The organism is Companilactobacillus sp. HBUAS56275, from assembly GCF_036913655.1.
GTDB classification, from domain to species: domain Bacteria; phylum Bacillota; class Bacilli; order Lactobacillales; family Lactobacillaceae; genus Companilactobacillus; species Companilactobacillus pullicola.
In genome coordinates this window covers 239,211-260,780 of record NZ_JAYKKK010000004.1, presented here as the reverse complement: position 1 = coordinate 260,780, position 21,570 = coordinate 239,211, and the positions used below count along the sequence as shown (strand labels likewise).

At 35.2% G+C, this 21,570-nt stretch carries 25 protein-coding genes; 20 read left to right on the top strand and 5 right to left on the bottom strand.

The genetic code is table 11. From position 1 onward, the window contains the following. Position 1: 1 nt before the first annotated feature. The 4 genes from U8526_RS09705 (at position 2) to U8526_RS09690 (ending at position 2,975) form a co-directional block, all read left to right on the top strand. Positions 2-736 (top strand): hypothetical protein, encoded by a 735-nt coding sequence (locus U8526_RS09705; protein ID WP_334341763.1) that lies wholly within the window; start codon positions 2-4, stop codon positions 734-736. 329 nt (positions 737-1,065) lie between these two features. Continuing rightward, entirely contained in the window at positions 1,066-1,272 is a 207-nt protein-coding gene (locus U8526_RS09700) for a hypothetical protein (protein WP_334341762.1), read from the top strand. 158 nt (positions 1,273-1,430) lie between these two features. Then, positions 1,431-2,024, top strand: coding sequence for a hypothetical protein (locus U8526_RS09695; protein WP_334341761.1), 594 nt, complete (start codon positions 1,431-1,433; stop codon positions 2,022-2,024). Between the two features lie 69 nt (positions 2,025-2,093). Beyond that, on the top strand, positions 2,094-2,975 hold the full coding sequence (locus U8526_RS09690) for a helix-turn-helix domain-containing protein (protein WP_334341760.1): 882 nt from the start codon (positions 2,094-2,096) through the stop codon (positions 2,973-2,975). 18 nt (positions 2,976-2,993) lie between these two features. Here U8526_RS09690 and U8526_RS09685 read toward each other — a convergent pair whose 3' ends face one another. The 3 genes from U8526_RS09685 to U8526_RS09675 form a co-directional block, all read right to left on the bottom strand. Beyond that, complete coding sequence (locus U8526_RS09685; RefSeq protein WP_334341759.1) at positions 2,994-3,422, bottom strand: GNAT family N-acetyltransferase; 429 nt, start codon at positions 3,420-3,422, stop codon at positions 2,994-2,996. A gap of 63 nt (positions 3,423-3,485) precedes the next feature. Continuing rightward, positions 3,486-3,767 carry a LasU family protein gene (locus tag U8526_RS09680; RefSeq protein ID WP_334341758.1) on the bottom strand — a complete coding sequence of 94 codons (282 nt, stop codon included), beginning with the start codon at positions 3,765-3,767 and terminating at the stop codon, positions 3,486-3,488. 75 nt (positions 3,768-3,842) lie between these two features. Further along, a complete protein-coding gene (locus tag U8526_RS09675; protein ID WP_334341757.1) occupies positions 3,843-4,121 on the bottom strand; it encodes a hypothetical protein in 279 nt (92 codons plus the stop codon). Positions 4,122-4,295: 174 nt separating this feature from the next. Here U8526_RS09675 and U8526_RS09670 point away from each other — a divergent pair, with 174 nt between their 5' ends. Both U8526_RS09670 and U8526_RS09665 read left to right on the top strand, forming a co-directional pair. Continuing rightward, entirely contained in the window at positions 4,296-4,508 is a 213-nt protein-coding gene (locus tag U8526_RS09670; protein WP_334341756.1) for a helix-turn-helix transcriptional regulator, read from the top strand. Continuing rightward, a complete protein-coding gene (locus U8526_RS09665) occupies positions 4,495-4,950 on the top strand; it encodes a hypothetical protein (protein ID WP_334341755.1) in 456 nt (151 codons plus the stop codon). Before U8526_RS09670 ends, U8526_RS09665 begins: the two co-directional genes overlap by 14 nt. Before the next feature lie 134 nt (positions 4,951-5,084). On the opposite strand, the gene U8526_RS09660 is transcribed toward U8526_RS09665, so the two are convergent. Next, positions 5,085-6,032, bottom strand: a complete 948-nt coding sequence (locus U8526_RS09660) for a DHH family phosphoesterase (protein ID WP_334341754.1) — start codon at positions 6,030-6,032, stop codon at positions 5,085-5,087. 232 nt (positions 6,033-6,264) lie between these two features. On the opposite strand from U8526_RS09660, the gene U8526_RS09655 reads away from it, so the two are divergent. The 14 genes from U8526_RS09655 to U8526_RS09590 all read left to right on the top strand — a co-directional run bounded on the left by U8526_RS09655 (position 6,265) and on the right by U8526_RS09590 (position 19,737). After that, a complete protein-coding gene (locus tag U8526_RS09655) occupies positions 6,265-7,017 on the top strand; it encodes an ABC transporter ATP-binding protein (RefSeq protein ID WP_334341753.1) in 753 nt (250 codons plus the stop codon). Between the two features lie 11 nt (positions 7,018-7,028). After that, complete coding sequence (locus tag U8526_RS09650) at positions 7,029-8,819, top strand: FtsX-like permease family protein (RefSeq protein ID WP_334341752.1); 1,791 nt, start codon at positions 7,029-7,031, stop codon at positions 8,817-8,819. A 442-nt stretch (positions 8,820-9,261) separates the two neighbouring features. After that, a complete protein-coding gene (locus tag U8526_RS09645) occupies positions 9,262-9,996 on the top strand; it encodes an amino acid ABC transporter ATP-binding protein (RefSeq protein ID WP_334341751.1) in 735 nt (244 codons plus the stop codon). 13 nt (positions 9,997-10,009) lie between these two features. Beyond that, positions 10,010-10,840: a glutamate ABC transporter substrate-binding protein gene (locus U8526_RS09640; RefSeq protein ID WP_334341750.1), complete on the top strand. Its 831-nt coding sequence runs from the start codon at positions 10,010-10,012 to the stop codon at positions 10,838-10,840. After that, positions 10,833-11,471, top strand: a complete 639-nt coding sequence (locus U8526_RS09635; RefSeq protein WP_334341749.1) for an amino acid ABC transporter permease — start codon at positions 10,833-10,835, stop codon at positions 11,469-11,471. The genes U8526_RS09640 and U8526_RS09635 overlap by 8 nt, the downstream gene beginning before the upstream one ends. A 13-nt stretch (positions 11,472-11,484) precedes the next feature. Further along, positions 11,485-12,138, top strand: a complete 654-nt coding sequence (locus U8526_RS09630; protein ID WP_334341748.1) for an amino acid ABC transporter permease — start codon at positions 11,485-11,487, stop codon at positions 12,136-12,138. A 389-nt stretch (positions 12,139-12,527) separates the two neighbouring features. Next, positions 12,528-13,937 (top strand): Na+/H+ antiporter NhaC, encoded by a 1,410-nt coding sequence (gene nhaC / locus U8526_RS09625; protein ID WP_334341747.1) that lies wholly within the window; start codon positions 12,528-12,530, stop codon positions 13,935-13,937. A 377-nt stretch (positions 13,938-14,314) separates the two neighbouring features. Next, on the top strand, positions 14,315-15,226 hold the full coding sequence (locus U8526_RS09620) for an efflux RND transporter periplasmic adaptor subunit (RefSeq protein ID WP_334341746.1): 912 nt from the start codon (positions 14,315-14,317) through the stop codon (positions 15,224-15,226). A gap of 12 nt (positions 15,227-15,238) precedes the next feature. Further along, entirely contained in the window at positions 15,239-15,913 is a 675-nt protein-coding gene (locus U8526_RS09615) for an ABC transporter ATP-binding protein (RefSeq protein ID WP_334341745.1), read from the top strand. Beyond that, positions 15,910-17,061 (top strand): ABC transporter permease, encoded by a 1,152-nt coding sequence (locus U8526_RS09610; protein WP_334341744.1) that lies wholly within the window; start codon positions 15,910-15,912, stop codon positions 17,059-17,061. Before U8526_RS09615 ends, U8526_RS09610 begins: the two co-directional genes overlap by 4 nt. A 6-nt stretch (positions 17,062-17,067) precedes the next feature. Then, positions 17,068-17,520, top strand: coding sequence for a hypothetical protein (locus U8526_RS09605; protein WP_334341743.1), 453 nt, complete (start codon positions 17,068-17,070; stop codon positions 17,518-17,520). A gap of 10 nt (positions 17,521-17,530) precedes the next feature. Then, complete coding sequence (locus U8526_RS09600) at positions 17,531-18,019, top strand: prolyl-tRNA synthetase associated domain-containing protein (protein ID WP_334341742.1); 489 nt, start codon at positions 17,531-17,533, stop codon at positions 18,017-18,019. Positions 18,020-18,089: 70 nt separating this feature from the next. Beyond that, positions 18,090-18,875 carry a hypothetical protein gene (locus tag U8526_RS09595; RefSeq protein WP_334341741.1) on the top strand — a complete coding sequence of 262 codons (786 nt, stop codon included), beginning with the start codon at positions 18,090-18,092 and terminating at the stop codon, positions 18,873-18,875. 109 nt (positions 18,876-18,984) lie between these two features. Beyond that, positions 18,985-19,737 (top strand): hypothetical protein, encoded by a 753-nt coding sequence (locus U8526_RS09590; protein WP_334341740.1) that lies wholly within the window; start codon positions 18,985-18,987, stop codon positions 19,735-19,737. 124 nt (positions 19,738-19,861) lie between these two features. Here U8526_RS09590 and U8526_RS09585 read toward each other — a convergent pair whose 3' ends face one another. Continuing rightward, complete coding sequence (locus U8526_RS09585) at positions 19,862-21,559, bottom strand: phosphoenolpyruvate carboxykinase (RefSeq protein WP_334341739.1); 1,698 nt, start codon at positions 21,557-21,559, stop codon at positions 19,862-19,864. Positions 21,560-21,570 lie beyond the last annotated feature (11 nt).

Below are 21,570 nucleotides of genomic sequence, written 5' to 3'. Positions count from 1 at the left end.
AATGAACAGTACATTAGGATTGAATAAGTATTTGATATGGAACAAATTCAAATTGATGAATTTTATTTTGATAGTTAATGTCATAGAATTAATTTTAATAACGCCCTTAGACTGGGGTGCAATGTTTCGTCCAGGTTATCAGCTAGGAAAAGTTATTTTTAGTTCACTAATAGTTTATCTATTGGGAGTGATATTGCTGATAAGAGAAAATGAGCACGTATATCTTAATGGCAAATATAGTTCAATTCCTGTTACAGAGACAAAAATCTATTTTAGTAATTTGTCGACAACACTTTTAGTTTATTTATATCTTTGGTTTCTAGAAACGGGAATTTTTCTAGCAGCTTTTTGGATTATTGATAGAAAAAGTTTGACTGACCATTTAAAAAGCATTCTAGAAATGAATCAAATTGGACTGATCATTAAAGTTATTATTATGTGCATGTTAGCAATTGTCTTAATTTGGACATTAAGCACTTTTGTTCACTTAACGTCCCAACTTTTACCGTTGCAAAATCCAAAATTAACAATGGTAATTTTTTATTCACTGGTCGGGGTACTAGTTTTCTACATCGGTTACGTTAATTTATGGCAAGCCGATGCTATGAGAGTCGATTGGTATATAGAAGCGAAAAATCACATCTTCATTCAGATGGTCAGCATGGATTTGATTGGGATAGTTGTCTTTACTTTCTGCAATTTATTGATATTGAAAAAATATAGCTCAATAAGATGATTTCACTCAGGATTAGAAACGATAGTGTTGAGGTAATTATTTTATTTTTTCACAGGCGATAGGGTACTATGAAAATAATCTAAGAGAAAGGGAGAAAGACATGTGAAGTTCAATAATGATTTTTATAAAAGTAAATATTTTTGGCTAGGATTAGTTGGAATTTCATTCACTGCAGGTTTTCCATGGAAAAATGTCTGTTCAATACAGGGGATTTTTTACTTAATAATTATTGTTATAGGGGCTACATCGATTATCGGATCAATTTTTAATTTCTCTAGATATTTTTCGTAACGAGAGTATAACGATAAAACTGCAGTAAAATGGAATTAATGAAAGAAGCTGATTCCATGAATGGAAAATTTATTGGTATTTTAGCAATATTAATAGGAATTTGGCAGATAGCTGTCGCTCAAAAAATGTATCAAGATATTAGAAGAAATGTTAAGCAACCTAAAATGACAATCTTTTTTGGAGTGACTGTTTGTTTGATAATTGGCGTTATATTCCTAATGGTCGGGGGATCGCTACTGCGATAAAGGATAAATCTAATAGGCGTGATGAATCTGAAGAGATTCATCACGCTTTTTTGTACTTTGACAACTGATAAGTGCGTGCAAAAAAGGCTAAATCGACAATATAATTTGGGTGCAATCAGGAAATCATTGGGATTAAATTTTGAAAGAAGGTAATTTCTATGATCAAGTTCGGTAAGAGAGTAAATTATAGACCTTTAATAATTAGTTTAGTTTTGGGCCTGTTCCCAGGTTTGATATTCGCTATGGTGGGGTTTGGCAAGATTCCATCTATATTAGTTGGAATTGGTATTTTTCTTGTATTTTTTGTTGGTTATTACTTCAGAATTTTGCCAGTTCTTTTCAATTATTGGGAAGTAGGAAATGGCTATGTTCAATATATCAATTTGAATAAAACGTCAGCACGTTTCAAGGCTTTACTGTTACCATTTTCAGTTCATATGAAGACGATTGATTTTAATTCTATTAAATCGGCAACTATTAAGGGAGACTTATCGAAATTAGAGCAAGAACCGATGGCAATTCCTTACAGTGGATATCTAGCAGTTATTACGGCGGTACTTTCAATTATTCATAATCCTGTCGATATAACTTTTGAATTGACTGATGGAACTTCAATTACTGTCGGTGCTGCTCGTGATATGGTTTATGGAAAAGATAAGGCTATCAAGAAATTAGAGAAAATGCTCAATCAGATGTCTGACGCAAAGATTCAAGTCATTGATCAGACTGATCACAAGGTCAAATTAGTTTAAAGTGTTGATGAAGGTACATTCTCGTATCCTTTATGGTTATAATTCAATTAATAAGAGGGTGTGGGAAAAGTGGAATTAGCCAAAAATATCGTCAAATATCGGAAAAGGAACAAACTGTCCCAAGAACAATTAGCTGAAGCTTTGAATATTTCCAGACAGTCGATTTCTAAGTGGGAAACAGGGGAAAATCTACCTAGCATCGATAATCTGATTTCTCTAAGTGGATTGTTGGATATATCTTTGGATGAATTGATAACAGGTGAACCGTATCTTCATTTTCCATTTGATTATGGAAAGCCAAAAAATCGTTGGCCACAGGTGATTTTAGTTTTGGTGATGGTTCTTGTTGCGACAATAATAACGATACTATTTGGTAAAACTCCCTTAATAGCAACCTTTGATATCATTTTGGGAATTCTAATATCGTACTTTTTCATGACGAGAATGGGTTTCTATGATTATAAAAGGTACTGTGATTATTGGACTCTGGAAAAAAGTGGTATCAGTTATTCGATAGATGATGAGGATGAGATTTCTTTTGGAAAAGATTTTATTATGCCGCTATTGGGACTTTTGAATATCCGCTCAACAAAATTCATTTCTTACAAACAAATTAAGAGTGTGGAAATATACTTGAAACTCTATGAATACGATCCTAGTAAGGAATTGACGTTAATGGGTGGTTCTGGTATCTCAGCTAGTTCAATGGTGGAACAATTCGAATTGAGAATAACGTTGCTAGATGGTAAGAGGGTTAATTTGAATCTCAATCAGTATTATTGGAAAGACAGTAAAGAACGAAAAATGTTAGGAACAATTGTTACTTTCCTTAAACGAAAACATTTTGAATTCATTGATAAACAGGGAATTGCAGATCTTTTGCGAGATGATGAAGGTAGTTTGACCCGTGAACTTTACAAGCAACGTGACGATAAACAAAAAGAGCGCTAATTTATAGCGTTCTTTTTTCTACCACCATTTAATATAATTGATTTCTTTTTTTCTAATTTCATAGCCATGTTTCTCGTAAAAATGATGAGCCGACTCTCTTTCAAAGCCAGACACGAGACGAATGCCCAAGCTGCCTTGAGATTTAGCCCATTTTTCAGCTGCTTCCAATAAAGCCGATCCGATTCCAATGTGCTGATATTGATTATCAACAGCTAAGGTAATAACATTTTTAAGACTTTGATGATAGGTATTTTCGTAGTCCCCCATTTGAATATATCCGACCACTAAATCATCTTTGCAAGCCACGAATAATTTGTTATTAGGTAGAGAAAGAATTTTTTCTATTTGTTTGGTAGTTTCATCTAGTGGAAAATCATATTCCAAACTATCACTGTTGATCCGATGTATTGCTTTGGCATCGTTTATATTTGCTTCTCTGACATCCATTTTTTGGCCTCCCAGCTCTATATGAGGCGATTATATATCAGATGCGGAATTGTAGAAACAAAATTAGTTATGTCCCATCAAATAAATAGCCAAAATGACAAAGAAGGTAGAAACAATACCCAAATACCAAATAAGGAGTGCTTCAGGGAGTGGTAACTTCTTATGAGTTTGCATGCCATTTCGAATGCCTTCTATAAAAAGTGCTACGGGTGAATAGACACAGAGAAGAGTCAGACTAAAGGCAAATAGGTTAACCCAGGCATGTCCGGTATTTTTTTGAATAAGACTGAAGACAAGTAGAGCCATTAATACGATTGTTGGAGTTACTACTAGTACTTTACGCATAGATTTTCCCTCCTATCTTTTTATCTATATTAGGCTCTTATTTCATTTTTTTAGCAATATATTTTTGACGAAAGGTTATACAACCATTAAGTAAGTAGTTAGAGATAGGAATAGAGCTGCGACTATCGCCAAATACCAAATTAGAATGGATTCGGATTTAGACATTAATTGTTTTTTATCTGATCTCGTTCGGATACTTTCTATTACTAAGGTCACGGCCGGATAGATACATAATCCTAATAGTCCTAAAGCAAATGGATAGATCCACGATCGACCACTAGCTCTTAGAATGAGGCTAACAATCATCATGATTAATAAGATAATTGTTGGTGCTATTTCAATAATTTTACGCATGAGGTTCACCCTCTTGAGATAATTATTTATTTTTGCACCGCTATTAAGCATCCAAATGTGTCTTTTATCAAATTATTTTTTCTAGAAAGTGAGTTCTTTTTGTATATTGAATAAAATGTAAAACATGTTATACTAAAAATGTAAAAAGGATTTGACATTTTTACGGAGAATAAAATGAAAAATATTATTAAACAAAAGCGGAAAGAATTGAAATTATCACAAGATGAGTTGAGTAAATTGGCCGGTGTGACTAGACAGACTATTAATGCCATCGAAAATGACAAATATGATCCTTCTTTAAGTTTGGCTTTTCAATTAGCTGCCATTTTACATATTCGAGTTGATGAATTATTCAAATTTGGAGATGAGCGTGATGACCAATACTAGAAAATATTTTCTCAAAAGAGCTTTATTAGTAACTCTTTTAGCAATCTTCTTCTTACTATGGTTATTGTCCAAAGTAACTTTGAATCAAGATTTATCACCAATTTTCTTTATACTGATATTGATACTATTTATCTATCAACAACGTAAATTAGATAAAGATGGTAGTACGAATATTTTTAAAATAGCTCGTGATGGTTTTCCTCAAGGGTTGAAGCATGACGATGAACGTGAAGCCAAGAATGCTTTGACAGCTAGTTTCTTCAGTCAAAGATTTACGGCGGGATTTATTGTTCTAGCTATCGGTATTCCCTTGATTATTACTAGTTATAAGCTAGTAGATACAAGCATTTTCAATATCAATGCTTTTGGTATCTTAGGTGTAGTTACTTTGATAGTCCAAGAGTGGAGTTTTTATTATGAATATAGTCGTTTAGACAAATAGTATGTTGGTTGTTTGGTTTGAGATAAATTATTTGATCTACGACGCTTCGATTCAAAAAGAATTTCAAATTAAAAAGGCAATCTCTGTCAGGTTTTCAATACCTTAATAGAGGTTGTCTTTTTCGTTGTTCAAAACTATGCTTTTAATTTTTCTTTATTGAGATTGTCCATATCAGTTATCAGTTCTTTTACTCTATCAATACTGCCAACATAAACACCACTAGCTAATGGATGACCGCCACCGCCGTATTTTTCAGCCATTCCATTGATCGAAATAGATTTGGAACGTAGGTTAACGCGGAAACGATTTAAATCTTTTTCACTGACGACAATCCAGGTTTTAACTTTGTCGATGCGACCAATCAATGGCACAGCATGATCAATTTCACCATCGTTTAAATTGAATTTATCCAAAGTATCTTTGCGAATAATGATGTAACCAAAGCCGGAATCAGTGATTTTTACGTTGTTGAGGATGTAGGCTTCAAGGCGAGCAACTTCGAGAGACATTTGATCTTCTTGCAAACTGATCTCAGAAATATTGATGCCTGTTTTAGCTAATTTGGCAGAAGTGATGAGAGTGCGATAGCTGGTTTCGCCGTTTAAGAAACGAACAGTGTCACCAATGATTCCAGAATACAATTTGGCAGCAATCTCTTTTGTTAGTTGGAAATTATTTATTTCTTCGGTGAATGAAAAAATCATTTCAGCACAACTGGAGAAAGTATCGTCGACCCAATTCAGGTCACCAAAGGGATCAACATTGGGATGGTGATCTATTTTGATAACTTCAGCGGCATTTTTATAAGCACCGTCATTATCAATTCTTCTAGCGTTAGCTGTATCAACAGTAATTACTAGAGAGTCCTTATAGGTAGAATCCGGAATTGCCTGCATTTGACCGATCCAATTTAATACTGGTAGATCGATTCCGGTCACATAGATGTTTTTTTGCGGGAAGACTTCTTGAAGAATAGCGGCTAAACCAGTCTGTGATCCAATGGCGTCAGGATCTGGATTACGATGTCTGAGAATAATAATAGTATTGTATTGTTCAACTTCTTTTAAAATGTCATTGATCATAAGACTTACTCCCCAACGATGATTAAATTATTTATGGTTAAAACTTACCTAAAACTAACCTGTAAACACTAGATAAGTCAACAAAAAGACACTAGATAAAAATATCTCTAGAAAATACTATATCACTTCACCTAACAACAACTTACAAAAATGTAAGGAAATGTAAGAGGAATCGCACGACCCAAAATACCTGAGCAGTTATGATAGATATATCAAATGGAGGGAAGAACAAATGCAAAAAATTGTCGATGTACAAAACGTTGAAAAGATTTATGGAAAAGCTGGGGAAAAACAATTCAAAGCTTTGTCCGATGTTAATTTTGAAGTTAAGCCTGGCGAATTCGTTGGAATTATGGGCGCTTCAGGTTCAGGTAAAACAACACTCTTAAATATTTTATCTACATTAGATACACCAACAAGTGGTCAAGTTGAGATTGCTGGTGAAGATATTACTAAATTAAATAACAACCAAATGGCTGATTTCCGTTCTAATAAAATTGGTTTCATTTTCCAAGACTTTAACTTACTAGAAAATTTAACAGCCTATGAAAATATTGCTTTGCCACTAGCCTTACAAAATACAGCCACAAAAAAGATTAAGCCAGCTGTTCAAAGTATCGCTGAAAAATTAGGTTTAACTGATATTTTAAATCACTATCCAACTGAATTATCTGGTGGTCAAAAACAAAGAGTTGCGGCCGCTCGTGCCTTAGTTCATGAACCATCAATTGTTTTTGGTGACGAACCTACTGGTGCCTTGGATTCCAAGAGTGCCAGAGCATTATTAGATACTTTAACTAAGATCAACCGTGAAGATAACGTCTCAATTCTACTTGTAACTCATGATCCATTTTCAGCTAGTTTCTGTGACCGTATCTTATTCATCAAAGATGGTGAAATTGGTCAAGAATTAAAGAAGGAAGAGAATTCACGTGCTGAATTTTATCAAGAAATCCTAGATTCACTAGGAACATTTGCAGAATAGGGGAGGAAAACATGTTAAACAAATTAGCTTTGAGCGGAATTAAGCACCGTCTCCGCGACTATACCGTTTTATTTTCAGGTTTGATGATTGCATCGGCTATCTTCTATATGTTCATGTCCCTAGCAACTAATCAGGCTTTTCTTAGTTCTAATTCTCCAGCCGCCGCTACTAGTTTTATCTTCGGTTTTGGAATTGTTTTACTAGCAATTATTACGATCGTTTATGTTAATTACGCTAATACCTTTTTACTAGGTATGCGTCAAAAAGAATATGGGATGTTTATGATGCTTGGTGCCAAGAGTAGTAAAATCTCACGTATGATTTTTGTTGAAACATTTGCCATTGGTGCGATTTCAACATTGATTGGTTCAGCTATCGGTGTTTTAGCTACTGGTTTTGTCGGCCGTTGGTTGATTGGACTTCTTGATATTCAAGTTAAGCATTTTAATAGTTTCTATTTACCAGCTTTACTCTGGACTTTGCTTTTCTTCACAATTATCTTCATGTTTTCCGCTATTAGAAATTCAGTCTCGCTACGTCGTACTAAAGTTCTAACTTTGCTAAATCGTGACAGTCAACCAGTAAAAATTAAACGTAACGGCGTTATGAAAGCAGTACAAGCATTACTTGGTTTAATTTTACTTGCAGTTGGTTACTTCACCATGTACTTTTCTGGTCATAATCCTGGCACTATCTATCTGGGTATTCCAGTTGCCTTGGTAACAATTGTTGGTGGTACTTACTTTACGATCAATGCCTTTGTAACAGCTATTATCATCATGCTAAAGAGAAATACTAAGTATTCACAAAAAGGCTTGAACAATTTTACACTTTCACAGTTAAGTTTCCGTATTAATGACTATACTAAGATTCTCTCAATGGTTTCAATCATGTTTGCCTTAGCTTTAGGTGCTATTACAGTTGGTTTAGGCTTTAATAATCAAATCGACAACATCGTAAATGGTCAAAACTATTATGATGTGCAAGTGACAAATCCTAATGCTGCACAAAAAAAGAATATTAAGGAATTGAGTATTTCTAAAAAGGGTACTTATAACTTTAAATCAGACGGTAAGAATGTTTACTATCGTAGCAGTCAATTCAAGAGTCAACCAATTGGTTATGCCAACATGAATGTTGATACTATGGTATTTAAGCTTTATACTTCATCGGATCCAGCTAAAAACTCAAATGCTAGATATGAGTTGATGAATACACGTCTTCCAAAGTATAGAACGATGGAAGCTCAATTTGTCAGTGATGCTAAATACAGTGCCATTAAAGGCCAGGAATCAACAACCGTTTTAGTTAAAACTACTTCATTCAAGAATAATCTGTCGACAATTAAAAAGATTTCAAAAGATGAAATCAAACGTTTCCCAGAATTAAAGAATGCCGGCGGCGATAAGTATTCTTCATATACACTAATCAATGGTTTCTTCTCAGGACTAGAATTTATGGGCTTCTTTTTAGGAATTGCTTTCTTAGCAATGTTAGCTAGTTGCTTGATGTTCAAGATCCTTTCTGGTGCTAACGGTGACGTTAAACGTTACAACATGCTTTATAAGATTGGTACAAGACAAAAAGTCTTACGTAATACGATCAATAAAGAAATCGGTGTACTCTTTGCAGTACCAGCAATCCTCGGTGTTATCCATGTGTTAATTGGTTTACAGTTATTCGTTAAACTTTTGTATAAACCATATACAAATATCGAGATACCATTCGCAATTTTCCTAGTTCTCTATTTAGGTTATTACTTCTTAACCAGATATCTCTATAAGAAAATTGTTCTCAAATAATAGATTCAGTTCCTTCCGGGGAACTGCGATCGACGGGTATTTACCTTTCGATCGCAGCTTTCCGGAAACGGGAAGCACTTCCCCCAATAAAATAATTTCAATAGTTAGACATGTCTAACCCCTTAATAAAGTAGAATAAGGATCACTCAACAGTTCCTAATCTACGATTCGAAATAACAAAATCACGTTTGTGGTTTTGTTATTTTTTTTGTAATTTTGTTAAAAATTGGCTTGCTCGATAAAAAAATATTTGATTTATTTTATTAATTTTATAATTACGATAACCTTAATCTAATAGCTTTTTGCGACCGTAATTCAAGAGACACCCTGTCTAGCAGTAATTTCACAAAAGAAATAATTGTTGCCAAAATCAAAAATACACATTAAAATTTTCTTAATAAACAAAAAGAAAATTTAACAATAGGGAAAGGGGAACTAGATTATGTCAATGATTGAATTCCGCGATGTGCAAAAATATTATGGAAATTTCCATGCATTAAAAGACGTCAATTTAAAGATTGATAAGGGGGAGACCGTTGTACTAGTTGGTCCCTCTGGATCAGGTAAAAGTACTTTGGCTCGTACAGTCAATGGTCTAGAAACAATTCAAGCAGGACAATTGATTGTTAATGGCCGTGATATTGCTGACAAGAAAACAGATATTAACCGAATTAGAAAAGATGTAGGGATGGTTTTCCAGCATTTCAATCTCTATGCAAATAAAAATGTACTCGAAAATGTAATGTTGGCTCCGAGAATCGTTTTAAAATTGGATGAAAAAGAGAATAAAGAAACGGCGATGGCCTTGTTAGATCGAGTTGGTTTGGCTGATAAGGCTCAGAGTATGCCTTCACAAATTTCTGGTGGTCAAAGACAACGTGTGGCGATTGCTAGATCCTTAGCTATGAAACCTCGTTGTATGTTGTTCGACGAACCCACAAGTGCTCTAGATCCAGAGATGATCGATGACGTATTGGGCGTTATTAAATATGTTACTAGCCAAAGTGATATGACATCTTTGATCGTTACTCACGAAATGGGATTTGCTCAAGAAGTTGCCAACCGCGTTATCTTTATGGACGATGGACAGATTCTTGAAGATGATCCGACAGATATTTTCTTCAAACAACCATCAAATGAACGTGCAAAGAAATTCTTGAGTAAGATCATCCACTAAGGAGGACCCGATAATGAAACGTTTAAAATACTTAACTCTGATTATCACCTCGTTGCTCCTAGTATTGGTCTTGAGTGCCTGTGGTGCTAAGCCACTGTCAGATCAAAATGTTTTAACTAATGCTAAGGAAAGTAAGACGATTACTTGGGGTGTTAAGGCTGATACGAGATTAATAGGTTTGATCGATGTTAAAGACGGTAAAGAAAAAGGATTCGAAATTGATTTAGCCAAGGCTATCACTAAGAAAATGTTAGGCAAGGATGCTCAAGCTAAATTTGTTACCGTAACTTCACAGTCTAGAATTCCATTATTGAAGAATGGTAATATCGACGCTATCATCGCTACAATGACCATAACGCCTGAAAGAGAAAAAACAATTGATTTTTCAAACTCTTATTTCGATGCTGGTCAATCAATTTTAGTTAATGAGAACTCTTCAGTTAAGAGCGTTCAGGATTTGAATAATAAAACTATCATCGGTGTAGTTGGCTCTAACTCCGTTGAAAATGTTAAAAAATTTGCTCCAAAAGCCAGGGTGTTACAACTGCCAGATTATGCTCAAGCATTGACAGCTTTAAAATCTGGCCAAGGGGACGCCTTAACAACTGATAATGTCATCCTAGCTGGTATGGCAGTTAATAATCCAGGTTATGTTTTAAGAGGTGAGCCTTTTACTACAGAACCATATGGTATCGGTGTAAACAAAGGTCAAACAGAGTTTAGAAAAGCTATTAATAAAGCTTTAAGTGAGGTAGAAAAAGACGGCACATACAATAAATTGATCATCAAGTGGTTCGGTAATGTGCCAGGATTCAATTACAAGGAGGTGCTACGCAATGATTAATCTTTTAACTAATAATTGGGACGCCTTTATCACAGGATTTGGTTGGACGATTCTATCCAGTATATTAGCTCTGTTTTTCAGTTTAATTATTGGATCTCTAGTAGCCATCCTTGAGGTGTTGCCTAATAAGTTTTTACGAATTATCGGTAAAATTTATGTTGAGATTTTTCGTAATATTCCGTTGCTAGTTATTACAATGTTCTTCTATCTGGTTGTACCGTTATACGTAGTGAAAATAAATGGTTTCACGGCAGGAACAATTGGTCTAACAATTTATACATCAGCCTTTATCGCTGAAACGGTTAGAGCTGGTATCAATTCTGTTGATGTTGGTCAGATGGAAGCCGCTCGATCACAAGGGATGACTTTCTGGCAATCGATGCGTTATATCGTTTTACCACAAGCTTTCAAACTGGTTATTCCACCGTTGGGTAATCAATTCGTTAACTTGGTTAAGAATTCTTCGATTTTAGCTTTCGTAGCTGGATTTGATCTAATGTACCAAGGAAATGCAATTGCATCACAAACTTTTGATACGATCAATACTTATTTGATTGTTGGTTTGTTCTACCTAATTATCACAATGCCTATTAGTTACTACATGCAATATCTTGAAAGAAAGTTAGCTTAGGAGGGGAAAAATTATGCAAAATTGGATAAATGCTTATTCATGGATCAACATCAGATTTCTTCTCCAAGGTTTGGAAGTCACGATTTTGATCTCCGTTATATCGGTGTTACTAAGTTTTGTCATTGGATCAATCTTAGGAATTATTCGTTATTCAAAGATTCGCTATATCTCAAATATTGTCGGAGTGGTGATTGATGTAATTCGTAATTTACCATTACTTTTGATTATCTTCTTCGTTTACTTTGGCCTACCTGCCTTTGGATTCAAGCCGGACACGATTCCTGCAGCTATCTTGGCAATGACAGCCTTTGAATCAATGATGATTGCTGAAATCATTCGTTCAGGTATTATGGCAGTCGATGTTGGTCAAATGGAAGCTTCTAGATCAGTAGGGATGACTTATATTCAAGCCATGTGGCATATCGTTTTACCTCAAGCTTATAAGAAAATGATTCCTGCATTGGTAAGTCAATTCATCTCCTTGATCAAGGATACTTCTTTGGCAACAATCATTGTGGTACCAGAGTTAACACAACACGGACAAGTGGTTTATGGACAAAATCCAAACTACATTATTCCGGTCTTTGTCATGATGGCCCTGATGTATTTTGTGGTTTGTTACGCCTTGTCGCTGTTATCCAAATATATCGATCACAAATTAGCTTAAATTATTTTATTAGTTGACAGAATAAAAAAAGCCGTTTATAGTGAGTGTCAATCAAATAAACAAATATAAGTGTCTGAAGCAAGTAGTAATGTATCTGGGCGTAAGAAAGCCGGTGGTTGATGCGAACCGGTCAGGGTGCAGTTATGAAATACCAGGCATGACTTGGTTTTCCAAGCGGAAAAAGAGATCCGTTATTCTCAAGAGTGGAGAAGCTTTTTTTGAATACTTCTCAAGCTGGGTGGTACCACGGTAAATCGTCCCTGTTGCATTGTTGCAGCAGGGACTTTTTTTATACCAAGGGGTAAGTAAAATGATAATAAATACATGCGGGGGCAATCCTCGATATTAATTCTTCAAGTAAAATCAGACAAAATTTGGAGGAATTAATTATGAGTAAAAAGAGTATAAGTTTTAGAGAAGCCATCATCATGTTGGCTGTAATGTTAGTTATTTTGGGAGTAGGTGTTATCAAATTTGGACTTTCACCACAGACTCCCGTTCTAGTAGTAATCGCCTTGTTAGTTTTATGGAGCAAACTTCGTGGCAGTAGTTGGGATGATATTTCTGACGGAATCATCAGCGGCGTTAAAAATGGTATTATACCAATCTTTATTTTTATCCTGATCGGTGCTTTGATCGGTACTTGGATCGCAGCTGGTATTATTCCATCAATGATGGTCGCAGGATTCCACATGATCTCCGTACGTTGGTTTATTCCATCAGTATTTCTAGTTTGTGCTTTGATCGGTACCTCTATCGGTAGTGCTTTTACCATTATTTCTACAATTGGAATTGCTCTTTTCGGTATGGGACAAACTTTAGGGATGAATCCTGCTTTAGTAGCTGGGGCCATCATTTCTGGAGCAATTTTCGGAGATAAGACGTCACCACTTTCCGATTCAACTAATTTAGCCGCCGCTATTGCAGAAGATGATCTTTTCGCCCACATCAAGAATTTAATGTGGACGACAATTCCAGCATTCATTATTTCTTTAGTACTATACGCAATCGTTGGTAATAGTGGAACTAATGCAGGAATGGGCAAGATCAATACAACTTTAAATGTTTTAAACAGTAATTTCGTAATTTCATGGTGGGCCATTCTACCAGTCGCATTGTTATTCATCTGTGCCATTATGAAAATTCCCGCTATCGCTACATTGCTTTTGAACGTTACTGTAACGGTAGGAATGATTTTCATTGAAAAACCTAATACACCGGTAAAAGATATTGCCGGATTTATCGAAAATGGATTCGTATCTAAAACAGGTAATGCCAGTGTCGATGCTTTATTAACCCGTGGAGGAATTACTTCCATGATGGGTACAGTTTCATTGATTTTCCTAACCTTGTCGTTAGGTGGCTTATTAATGAAGTTTAATGTTATTCAAACAGCCATGGAACCATTAGCAGAACGTCTCAAGACACCAGGCTCAGTAGTAACCGCAACAATTCTTTCCGGAATTGGCGTTAATATCTTCGTTGGTGAACAATACTTATCAGTTATTTTACCTGGTAAAGCCTTCAAAGGAACTTTCAATAAACGTGGATTAGATAACTTAGCACTAAGTCGTGTACTAGAAGATGGTGGTACCGTAATTAACTACTTAATTCCATGGGGCGTTGCCGGTGCCTTTGCAGCCAATACCTTAGGAGTACCAACATTGTCATTCTTACCATTCTGTTTCTTCAGTCTACTTTCACCAATTCTTTCTATTATCAGCGGATTTACAGGAATTGGTTTGAGAAAGTTACCTGAAAGCGAAAAGGCGAGCAGTGACAAAGTAGCTACAGCTTAATAATGGTGGTATTCGGATTAATTCACAAAAATTAACGGTTGATGATGAGATTGGTCGTTTAAAAGACGGGATGATTATTCAAGTGGGTAAGAGAAAATTTTTAAAGATAGCATTAAAAAAGCAGGATTAAATATTTTATTTCAAATCAAATAATAGAAACACTATTTAGTTCGGAATAAAAACTGGGGAATGCATTCCCCAGTTTTTGTGGAGAACGGAAATTAAAGTACATTCCCGAATTAATTAAATTTTAATAAAAACCAAAATAAAGAGCAGAAATGCTCTATTTTTTTATTCCCGAGTTTGACAGAATGCCAATTAATCGCTAGCTTAAGACTGTTAAGCTTAGAAAGACAAGCAAATTTGGGGAGATTATTATGAAGAAAATTAAAATAGCTATTTGGGGAATCAACGTTGTTTTAATTGCAATTATTCTTTTTCTAGTTTTTGGAAACGGCTTCAAGAATAATGACAATAAAAATAATTACAGCACTTATACTGTCCAACGAGACAATACTAATTATTTCAATGGTATCGTCCAAGAAACGGACAAAAAGGTAGTCAGCGACGAGCCTAAGTCAGAAGACGAAACATTAGTCGCAACACACGTCTTAAACGGCCAGCGCGTAACTAAGGGTCAGGTACTATTCAGTTTTTACAAAAATATGAGTAGTGATATTAGTAGTGTCAATGCTGAAATTCATCAGGCACAACTTGCCATTCAAGAATACAACTCATCTGATAAGAAGACTGATGATCAAATTGAATTGAGTAAGAATCAAGAAATGCTAACAGAAGCACAGGCTAAATTAGCTAAACTTAATCAAGCACAAAATCGCCAAGTCACTGCACCAATCGATGGTACTTACTATAAGGATGATACTGGTCGTGAGTTCATTTATGGTGCACCAGTTATTCAAGGTAACGTGAACGAATATAGTTTGGATAAAATCAAGGTCGGTAGCAATGTAACAGTAATTGAAAACGACGGCACTAAGATCTCTGGTAATTATGAACAAAAGGATAGTATTCCTTACAGTACTCACAATGTTTCTTATTACCACTTCCGAGTTTCAACTGACGAAAAATTACCATACGGAATGCATGTCCAACTAAAGACTGATTCAGAAGGTTATAAGATTCCAGAAAAGGCTGTTTGGTCAGAGGATACAGTTTATCTTTTGAAGAATAATAAGAAGCACAAACGTACACTTACAATGACGAAAAAAGGCCATTATTACTATGTAATGGACGGAATTAAAACTGGCGACAAATTAGTTTTGAGATAGGACGGTGGAGTAATGCTTAAAGTTACCAATATAGGTAAAACTTATGGCAAGTTCATCGCTCTAGAGAATATCAATTTAGAAGTAGCTGATGGCGAATTCTTAGCTATCATGGGGCCTTCTGGATCTGGTAAATCAACTCTGATCAATATTTTAGGTCTATTGGATCAAAGTTATACTGGTGAATATTTGCTGAAAGATAAAAATTATAAAACGGTCAGCGACAATTTTTTGTCACGTATTCGAGGCGATCAATTAGGCTTCGTCTTTCAAAATTTTAAATTGTTGACGACTTATAGTGTTTACGAAAATATTGAAGTTCCGCTTATTTATAGTAAGAAAGAACAAAATAATAAGCGTGAATTGATTGAAGATGTAATTGAGAAAGTCGGTTTAAAGGGTAAGGAGAAGAATCTTCCTTCAGAATTATCCGGTGGTCAACAACAAAGGGTTGCCATTGCTAGAGCTATCGTTAATCATCCTAATTTGGTGATTGCGGATGAACCAACTGGAGCACTGGACTCGAAAACTAGTAAGGAAATCATGGATATCTTTACGAAACTTAATCAAGACGGCACGACGATTATTATGGTTACCCATGATAGTGAAGTAGCTGAATATGCAATGCGAACCGTCTATATTCGTGATGGTCGTTTATACAACGATGAAAAGAGCGTGAAAAAATCATGACAGATAAACTTTTGATCGCTTTTAAATCCATTGGAAAGAATAAGAATCGTAATTTCTTAACTATGCTAGGAATTATCATTGGAATTGCCAGCGTTATTTGTATATTGGCGATTGGGGATGGATTTGCCCACACGGTAACTAAAGGTATGGGAAATCATAATACCCGCAACAAAGTCGTTATTCAGTATCAACCAACGTCTGATGATGATACCGATGGTGGTTTTACTAATAATGATGAATCAGTTTTGGAAAAGATACCTGGAGTTGAGCACGTTAAATTGACTAGTAGCGTTGTTGAAGCCGGAGCTAAGGTTCAATACAAGACCAAGAACGTTACGATGAGTTTGAATAAACAACCTAAGCATTTGAAATTGGTTAAAGGTAGCTATTTTCAGATGAGTGGTGCTTCTAATGGAGTTTATATTTCAGAAGATTTAGCACACAAATTGTTTAAAAAGAATGTTTTGAATCGTTTGATTTCAATTGATGGCACAATCTTTGTCGTCCAAGGGATTTATCATATCAGCGATATGAATTATCGCCCCGATGCTTATGTTTCCAAAACAGTCTTCAAACAACTTTTTGCCAATCAGATATCGAAAGATCAGGCACGATTATCGGTTGAACCTAAAGCCAACAAAAAGTGGATCGGTAAAAGAGCGGTTAAACAAATGAAGAAGATGGGTGAACAGAAGAATATTGGAACTTATGAAGTTTCTAATCCAGATCAAATCAGTAAACAATTTACGAAGATTTTGAATGACATTACTTACTTCATTGCCTTTATTGCTGGAATATCACTATTGATTGCCGGTATTGGAGTTATGAATGTCATGTACATAACGGTATCAGAACGCCGTAAGGAAATCGGAATTCGTCGAGCTTTTGGTGCCACATCCAGCGACATTAGAAATCAATTTTTAATTGAAAGTGTCGTTCTATGTATAATTGGGGGAATTATTGGAATAATATTCGGTTACTTGCTAGTGGCAATTATTAATGCATTCTTACCATTTAAGGCCGTTATAACGGCTTATGCAATTATACTATCCTTATCGGTCTCAACGGCTGTAGGATTGATATTCGGATTTATTCCATCAAATAAAGCTGCTAAATCAGAATTAGTAGGACTCTTGAAAGAGGAATAGGGGAAAATGAAAAAATTATATGAATTAGATAAGGTGTCACACGTCGGGATCTTCCTGATATACTTTTTTATGGCTGTAATAGAATTATTAGTAAGTGACTCTAATTTAAGCGAGATGCCAGCTATGGGTAAATACCTTAAGTTATTACTCTTTGCTCTGGGCGCTCTGATAGTATTTGGGATTGCCTATGGATTGTTCAATCTATTGTTGAGAAACAATAACAATTACAAAAATACTTTGTTAGTTAATATGTCATTATGCCTAGCATTAGATGCTTTGTTGTCAGCTATTGTTTATCTAATTGCTGGTAAAACTAACGTTTGGGTCAATGGAATCGTGGGTTTCATTAGTTTAGGTGGTCTTGGTTTTCTAAATTGGAAGACCTTGGAAGTGCCACAGTCAGATAAAATTAAAATAACTGTTTTAACGGCGATAATGTTTGTCGTATCTTTAGTCTAGGGTGAAATAAATGGTCGGTTATTCGCAAATTAGGGCAATATTAGATGATTTACAAGTTGATTTTCAATTGATCGAGCATCCGGCAGTCTTCACAGCTGAAGAGGCTGATAAATATGTTGAAGACATTGCTTGTATGAAAACCAAATCGTTGTTTCTAACGGATAGGAAAAAGACGGCCTATTATTTGATTTTCGTAAAAGATGATCATCGTTTGGATATGAAGAAGTTCGCTCAAATAGTAGGCAAGAAACATTTGAAATTTGCTTCAGAAGCTGATTTGTTGGAAAAATTAGGAATTAAATCAGGTTCGGTATCGATTTTTAGCTTATTAAATAATGAAGCTAAAGATATACAGGTTTACTTTGAAAAGTCAGTTATAGCTGATTTACCGCTGACTTTTCACCCCAATGACAACACAAAAACGTTGCTATTAAAACCAGAGGATTTATTTAAATTTCTGGATAATATCGGATTTTCTTATCAAATAGTAGAATTATAAAGCCAAGACACGGGTCTTGGCTTTTTTGCTGACTATATTCATGAGATAATGCGCTTAAAGGGGTGAGATGATGAAAAAAGTACTTCTGTTATTGTCTTTGGCAACATTAGTTTTTCCATTATCTGCGTGTAGTAATTCAAAGACTTCAAGTGATCAAAGGAATCAAGTGTCTGTGAAGAAAACGGGCAAGGATACAAAGACGATCGAACAAAATCAACGGATCTGGAAAAAGAAGACGTCGGGGATCAAATCAGTTTATAAAGATGGCTACTCAGGCGATTATATAGGGATTGCTAATAATATGAACCAATTGCTCCATCCATCTTTTAATATTAAAAATTATCTTGTCATCAAAGGAACCATTTATAATTTAGAACAAATGAAGAGTCCCAAGGGAGTTCCGTTAACGAAAGCTTCAATTTATGTTGATAAAGTTATCAGTGGTAAGAAATCATTGCATGAGAAAACTATTCAAGTTCCATTAAAGGGTGGGATAGTTTCGACGGACGATTACTATTTAGATGCAACTACCAACCAAACTAAGCAGGATCTTTTAGTACAGGAAAAATTAGCTCCGTTACCTAGAATTGGTGCTCAAGTAATTGTCCGTTTGACAAAAGTAGATCTCAATGAGAAAAATTCATTCAATAACTATTTAATAAAAGCGGACTTCAGTACCAGTAAATCTTATCAACCGATGTTAGAGCAATACAATTATTGGATCAAGAATCCCGATAAGAAGGAATTTGTTTTAGCAAACAGTCTGTACGAGAATCAACAGGAAATTTCAGAAGAATATCGTGCAAGTCAATTCCAAAAACTAACGGAAGAACTCAATGAAAAATATAATAAATAAAACTTTTTACTTATGGATTTCTAACAAATAATTCTGTAAATTATATAAACAAATCGCGGTACAATAACGTTTTCATTCGTGCGATAATTGTGCTCGAGGAGAAACCGCGATGAGAAAAACACTAATGATTTTAGTCTTATTAGTATTCGCATTACCGCTATCCGCGTACAGTGTTAATACAATAAAAGATTCCTTACGCCAAGACTTTCCAAGCAGTGCAGCTGTTATCAGAAAGAACCAACGTGAATGGAAAAGACGTATTGCAAAAGCTGATGTTATTCATAGTGAAGGTAACAGTAGAGAAAAAGTCCCAGTAGGAATGTCTTTAGATAATCTCAAAAATTATAATAAGTCTGTAATTAAAGGGACTATTTATAATTTAGAAAAGATGCGCAGTCCAAGGAGTATGGCTTACACCAAGGCTTCAGTCCATATCGATAAAGTTATTAGTGGCGATAAGTCTTTAAAAGACACAATTGTATATTTGGCTTTGGATGGAGGCTTGGTTTCAGCAGACGATTGGTACAGTGAAGGTAGGCATAAAGATTACAATCACGATATGCTGGTTAAAAATGATGAATTTCCTTTGCCATCAATTGGAGCCAAAATTATTGCGGGGCTGATTCCAATTAACTTGGATGAGCCGATTGAATTTAACAATGATTTGAAAAGAAGCGGTTTTACTAGTAAGAATTCCTTTGCTATCAATACCCCACAATATAATTTTTGGGTCAAAGAACCCAAAGCCAAGAAGTATCGTTTGAACAATCCTAAATTACGTAAGAAAAATATTAATGGTGATTACTTAGCTGAATCCTTGCAACAACTAACCAAAGAAATTAATAAAAAATATAATGATTAAAAAATAAGGACGATAACTCAATTTTGAGTTACCGCCCTTATTTTTGTTCCGCGTTTGTGCTGCAATATTAGAGATAAAAATAGTAATGCTCCAAACGCTTCTTCTGTTTTAAAAATATAAAATTTTAGTTATTCATCAATTCATTAAGTAATTCTTTAGCTGATTCATGTAAGCTATCTTTTGACTTGTCATAACCCAAGTGAGTGTAGATCTCACCAACATAAATCTTATCCTGATAGAGTTTATTGAAAACTTTGTCGATAATTGGACGAGTACGTTCTTCTTCTTGTACTGGTCCAAATGGATTAGCAAAGAAGGTAGTACTCATTCCGACTTCATCAGTTGTTCCCAAAGCCTTACGTTTACCAGCAACGAAAGTTGCTTTAGCTTTTTCTTCATCAGGGAATTGATGCAAACCGATTTCGGCGTCGTAATTATTAGCATAGACCCACATGTCGATGGCATGGTGCTCGACGATGTGTTTGTAAGTATTAGCTGGTAAGATGACACGGGCATTCTTTAATTCGGGATTCAAGTAAATGCCTCGATCCATATTGTTAAAGGCTACAGAACTGCTTAGATCATCCAAACGAACGAAAGCACCGGTTTCAGTACCTTGAGCGTAGACGTTACCTTCATCATCAAAGGCAAAACTACCCATGTCGTCAAAAATCGTCTCGATGTTAATGATTTTATCATCGGCAACTTCTTCCAAAGCTTCAATGGATTCGGACTTGCCGGCACCAGAATCGCCGAAGAAGACAACGGACTTAGTTTTTCCATTTGAGAAACTAATTTTAACCATTGAACCATGGATTGGAAGACGGTTTTCGTAAATCATATGTAAGTTGTGAAGTGTTAAACACATCTTCTTCATGTAACCAAAGTAAGTCGTTTTATCGTTATAAGGAACTTCACCGACCCAAATATCATTGGCTTCGTCGTGATAATAATGGCTAACATCGCCTTCAGTTTCACTTAAACCAAAGAGTAAGATTTCGTCAGGCTTTTGTCCGGCAATACTTTCTCTGTCAGCGACTTCGAAGAGGTTGGCTAAAGCAATACCACTGACAAAATAATCACGATGGAAGTAGATGAAAGTTAAACTTTCGCCAATTTTAGCAGGGAAGCAGTACCAATCTTGTTGAGTACCATCAAATTTTTCAATAGGATTATTAGGAACTTTGCTGAAAGTACCTTCACGTTTATTACTCTTAGTGTGCATCATCATTGGTGGACGAAGCATCAAAGTATCTAAGAATCTAATGCTTTCCAGTGATTGATACTTTTGGGGAGTATCCCATTTGATTGATTGTGTTAGGACACAAGCATTAGTTCCGGCGTTTACTTGACGATAAGTACGGTTAGTAAAACCTTGTAACTTCTCTTCAATAGCACGGTAGAGATGAATAACGACTTCGTTAAAGTGATTATCGATATTCATAAAGTTACTTTTGACAATAGCGCTGTCATGTTTGTTGATTAAAGAAACTCTGAAATAGGAACGGTAGTATGAATAAAAATCTTCGATACTCTTCAGAATTTGTTCGTTGCCATATTTTTCATAGCTAGCCTTATCATCGATCAAAATGGCTTTCAAAATGTTGATATAGACTTTGGCATCTAGACCTTCGACCTTATTTGTAACAGCTAATTGACTTTCGTCTAGATATAAATGAACGAGATTGTAAAAGCCCTGACTATTAATTAATTGAAAAACATCTTGAATGTATTCCTCATTATAATTAATCACAGCGACTGAACGATCTGGATTTATGTAAAAGGCGCTAGATTCAACCGCCTTGGATGATAATTCCGACATACTAGGGTTCT

Bases quoted from the DNA above. Each gene is read 5' to 3' on its own strand.
- U8526_RS09705 (WP_334341763.1), top strand. From the start codon at position 2: ATGAACAGTACATTAGGATTGAATAAGTATTTGATATGGAACAAATTC.
- U8526_RS09700 (WP_334341762.1), top strand. From the start codon at position 1,066: ATGAAAGAAGCTGATTCCATGAATGGAAAATTTATTGGTATTTTAGCA.
- U8526_RS09695 (WP_334341761.1), top strand. From the start codon at position 1,431: ATGATCAAGTTCGGTAAGAGAGTAAATTATAGACCTTTAATAATTAGT.
- U8526_RS09685 (WP_334341759.1), bottom strand. From the start codon at position 3,422: ATGGATGTCAGAGAAGCAAATATAAACGATGCCAAAGCAATACATCGG.
- U8526_RS09680 (WP_334341758.1), bottom strand. From the start codon at position 3,767: ATGCGTAAAGTACTAGTAGTAACTCCAACAATCGTATTAATGGCTCTA.
- U8526_RS09675 (WP_334341757.1), bottom strand. From the start codon at position 4,121: ATGCGTAAAATTATTGAAATAGCACCAACAATTATCTTATTAATCATG.
- U8526_RS09670 (WP_334341756.1), top strand. From the start codon at position 4,296: ATGAAAAATATTATTAAACAAAAGCGGAAAGAATTGAAATTATCACAA.
- U8526_RS09665 (WP_334341755.1), top strand. From the start codon at position 4,495: ATGACCAATACTAGAAAATATTTTCTCAAAAGAGCTTTATTAGTAACT.
- U8526_RS09660 (WP_334341754.1), bottom strand. From the start codon at position 6,032: ATGATCAATGACATTTTAAAAGAAGTTGAACAATACAATACTATTATT.
- U8526_RS09655 (WP_334341753.1), top strand. From the start codon at position 6,265: ATGCAAAAAATTGTCGATGTACAAAACGTTGAAAAGATTTATGGAAAA.
- U8526_RS09650 (WP_334341752.1), top strand. From the start codon at position 7,029: ATGTTAAACAAATTAGCTTTGAGCGGAATTAAGCACCGTCTCCGCGAC.
- U8526_RS09645 (WP_334341751.1), top strand. From the start codon at position 9,262: ATGTCAATGATTGAATTCCGCGATGTGCAAAAATATTATGGAAATTTC.
- U8526_RS09640 (WP_334341750.1), top strand. From the start codon at position 10,010: ATGAAACGTTTAAAATACTTAACTCTGATTATCACCTCGTTGCTCCTA.
- U8526_RS09635 (WP_334341749.1), top strand. From the start codon at position 10,833: ATGATTAATCTTTTAACTAATAATTGGGACGCCTTTATCACAGGATTT.
- U8526_RS09630 (WP_334341748.1), top strand. From the start codon at position 11,485: ATGCAAAATTGGATAAATGCTTATTCATGGATCAACATCAGATTTCTT.
- nhaC (WP_334341747.1), top strand. From the start codon at position 12,528: ATGAGTAAAAAGAGTATAAGTTTTAGAGAAGCCATCATCATGTTGGCT.
- U8526_RS09620 (WP_334341746.1), top strand. From the start codon at position 14,315: ATGAAGAAAATTAAAATAGCTATTTGGGGAATCAACGTTGTTTTAATT.
- U8526_RS09615 (WP_334341745.1), top strand. From the start codon at position 15,239: ATGCTTAAAGTTACCAATATAGGTAAAACTTATGGCAAGTTCATCGCT.
- U8526_RS09610 (WP_334341744.1), top strand. From the start codon at position 15,910: ATGACAGATAAACTTTTGATCGCTTTTAAATCCATTGGAAAGAATAAG.
- U8526_RS09605 (WP_334341743.1), top strand. From the start codon at position 17,068: ATGAAAAAATTATATGAATTAGATAAGGTGTCACACGTCGGGATCTTC.
- U8526_RS09600 (WP_334341742.1), top strand. From the start codon at position 17,531: ATGGTCGGTTATTCGCAAATTAGGGCAATATTAGATGATTTACAAGTT.
- U8526_RS09595 (WP_334341741.1), top strand. From the start codon at position 18,090: ATGAAAAAAGTACTTCTGTTATTGTCTTTGGCAACATTAGTTTTTCCA.
- U8526_RS09590 (WP_334341740.1), top strand. From the start codon at position 18,985: ATGAGAAAAACACTAATGATTTTAGTCTTATTAGTATTCGCATTACCG.
- U8526_RS09585 (WP_334341739.1), bottom strand. From the start codon at position 21,559: ATGTCGGAATTATCATCCAAGGCGGTTGAATCTAGCGCCTTTTACATA.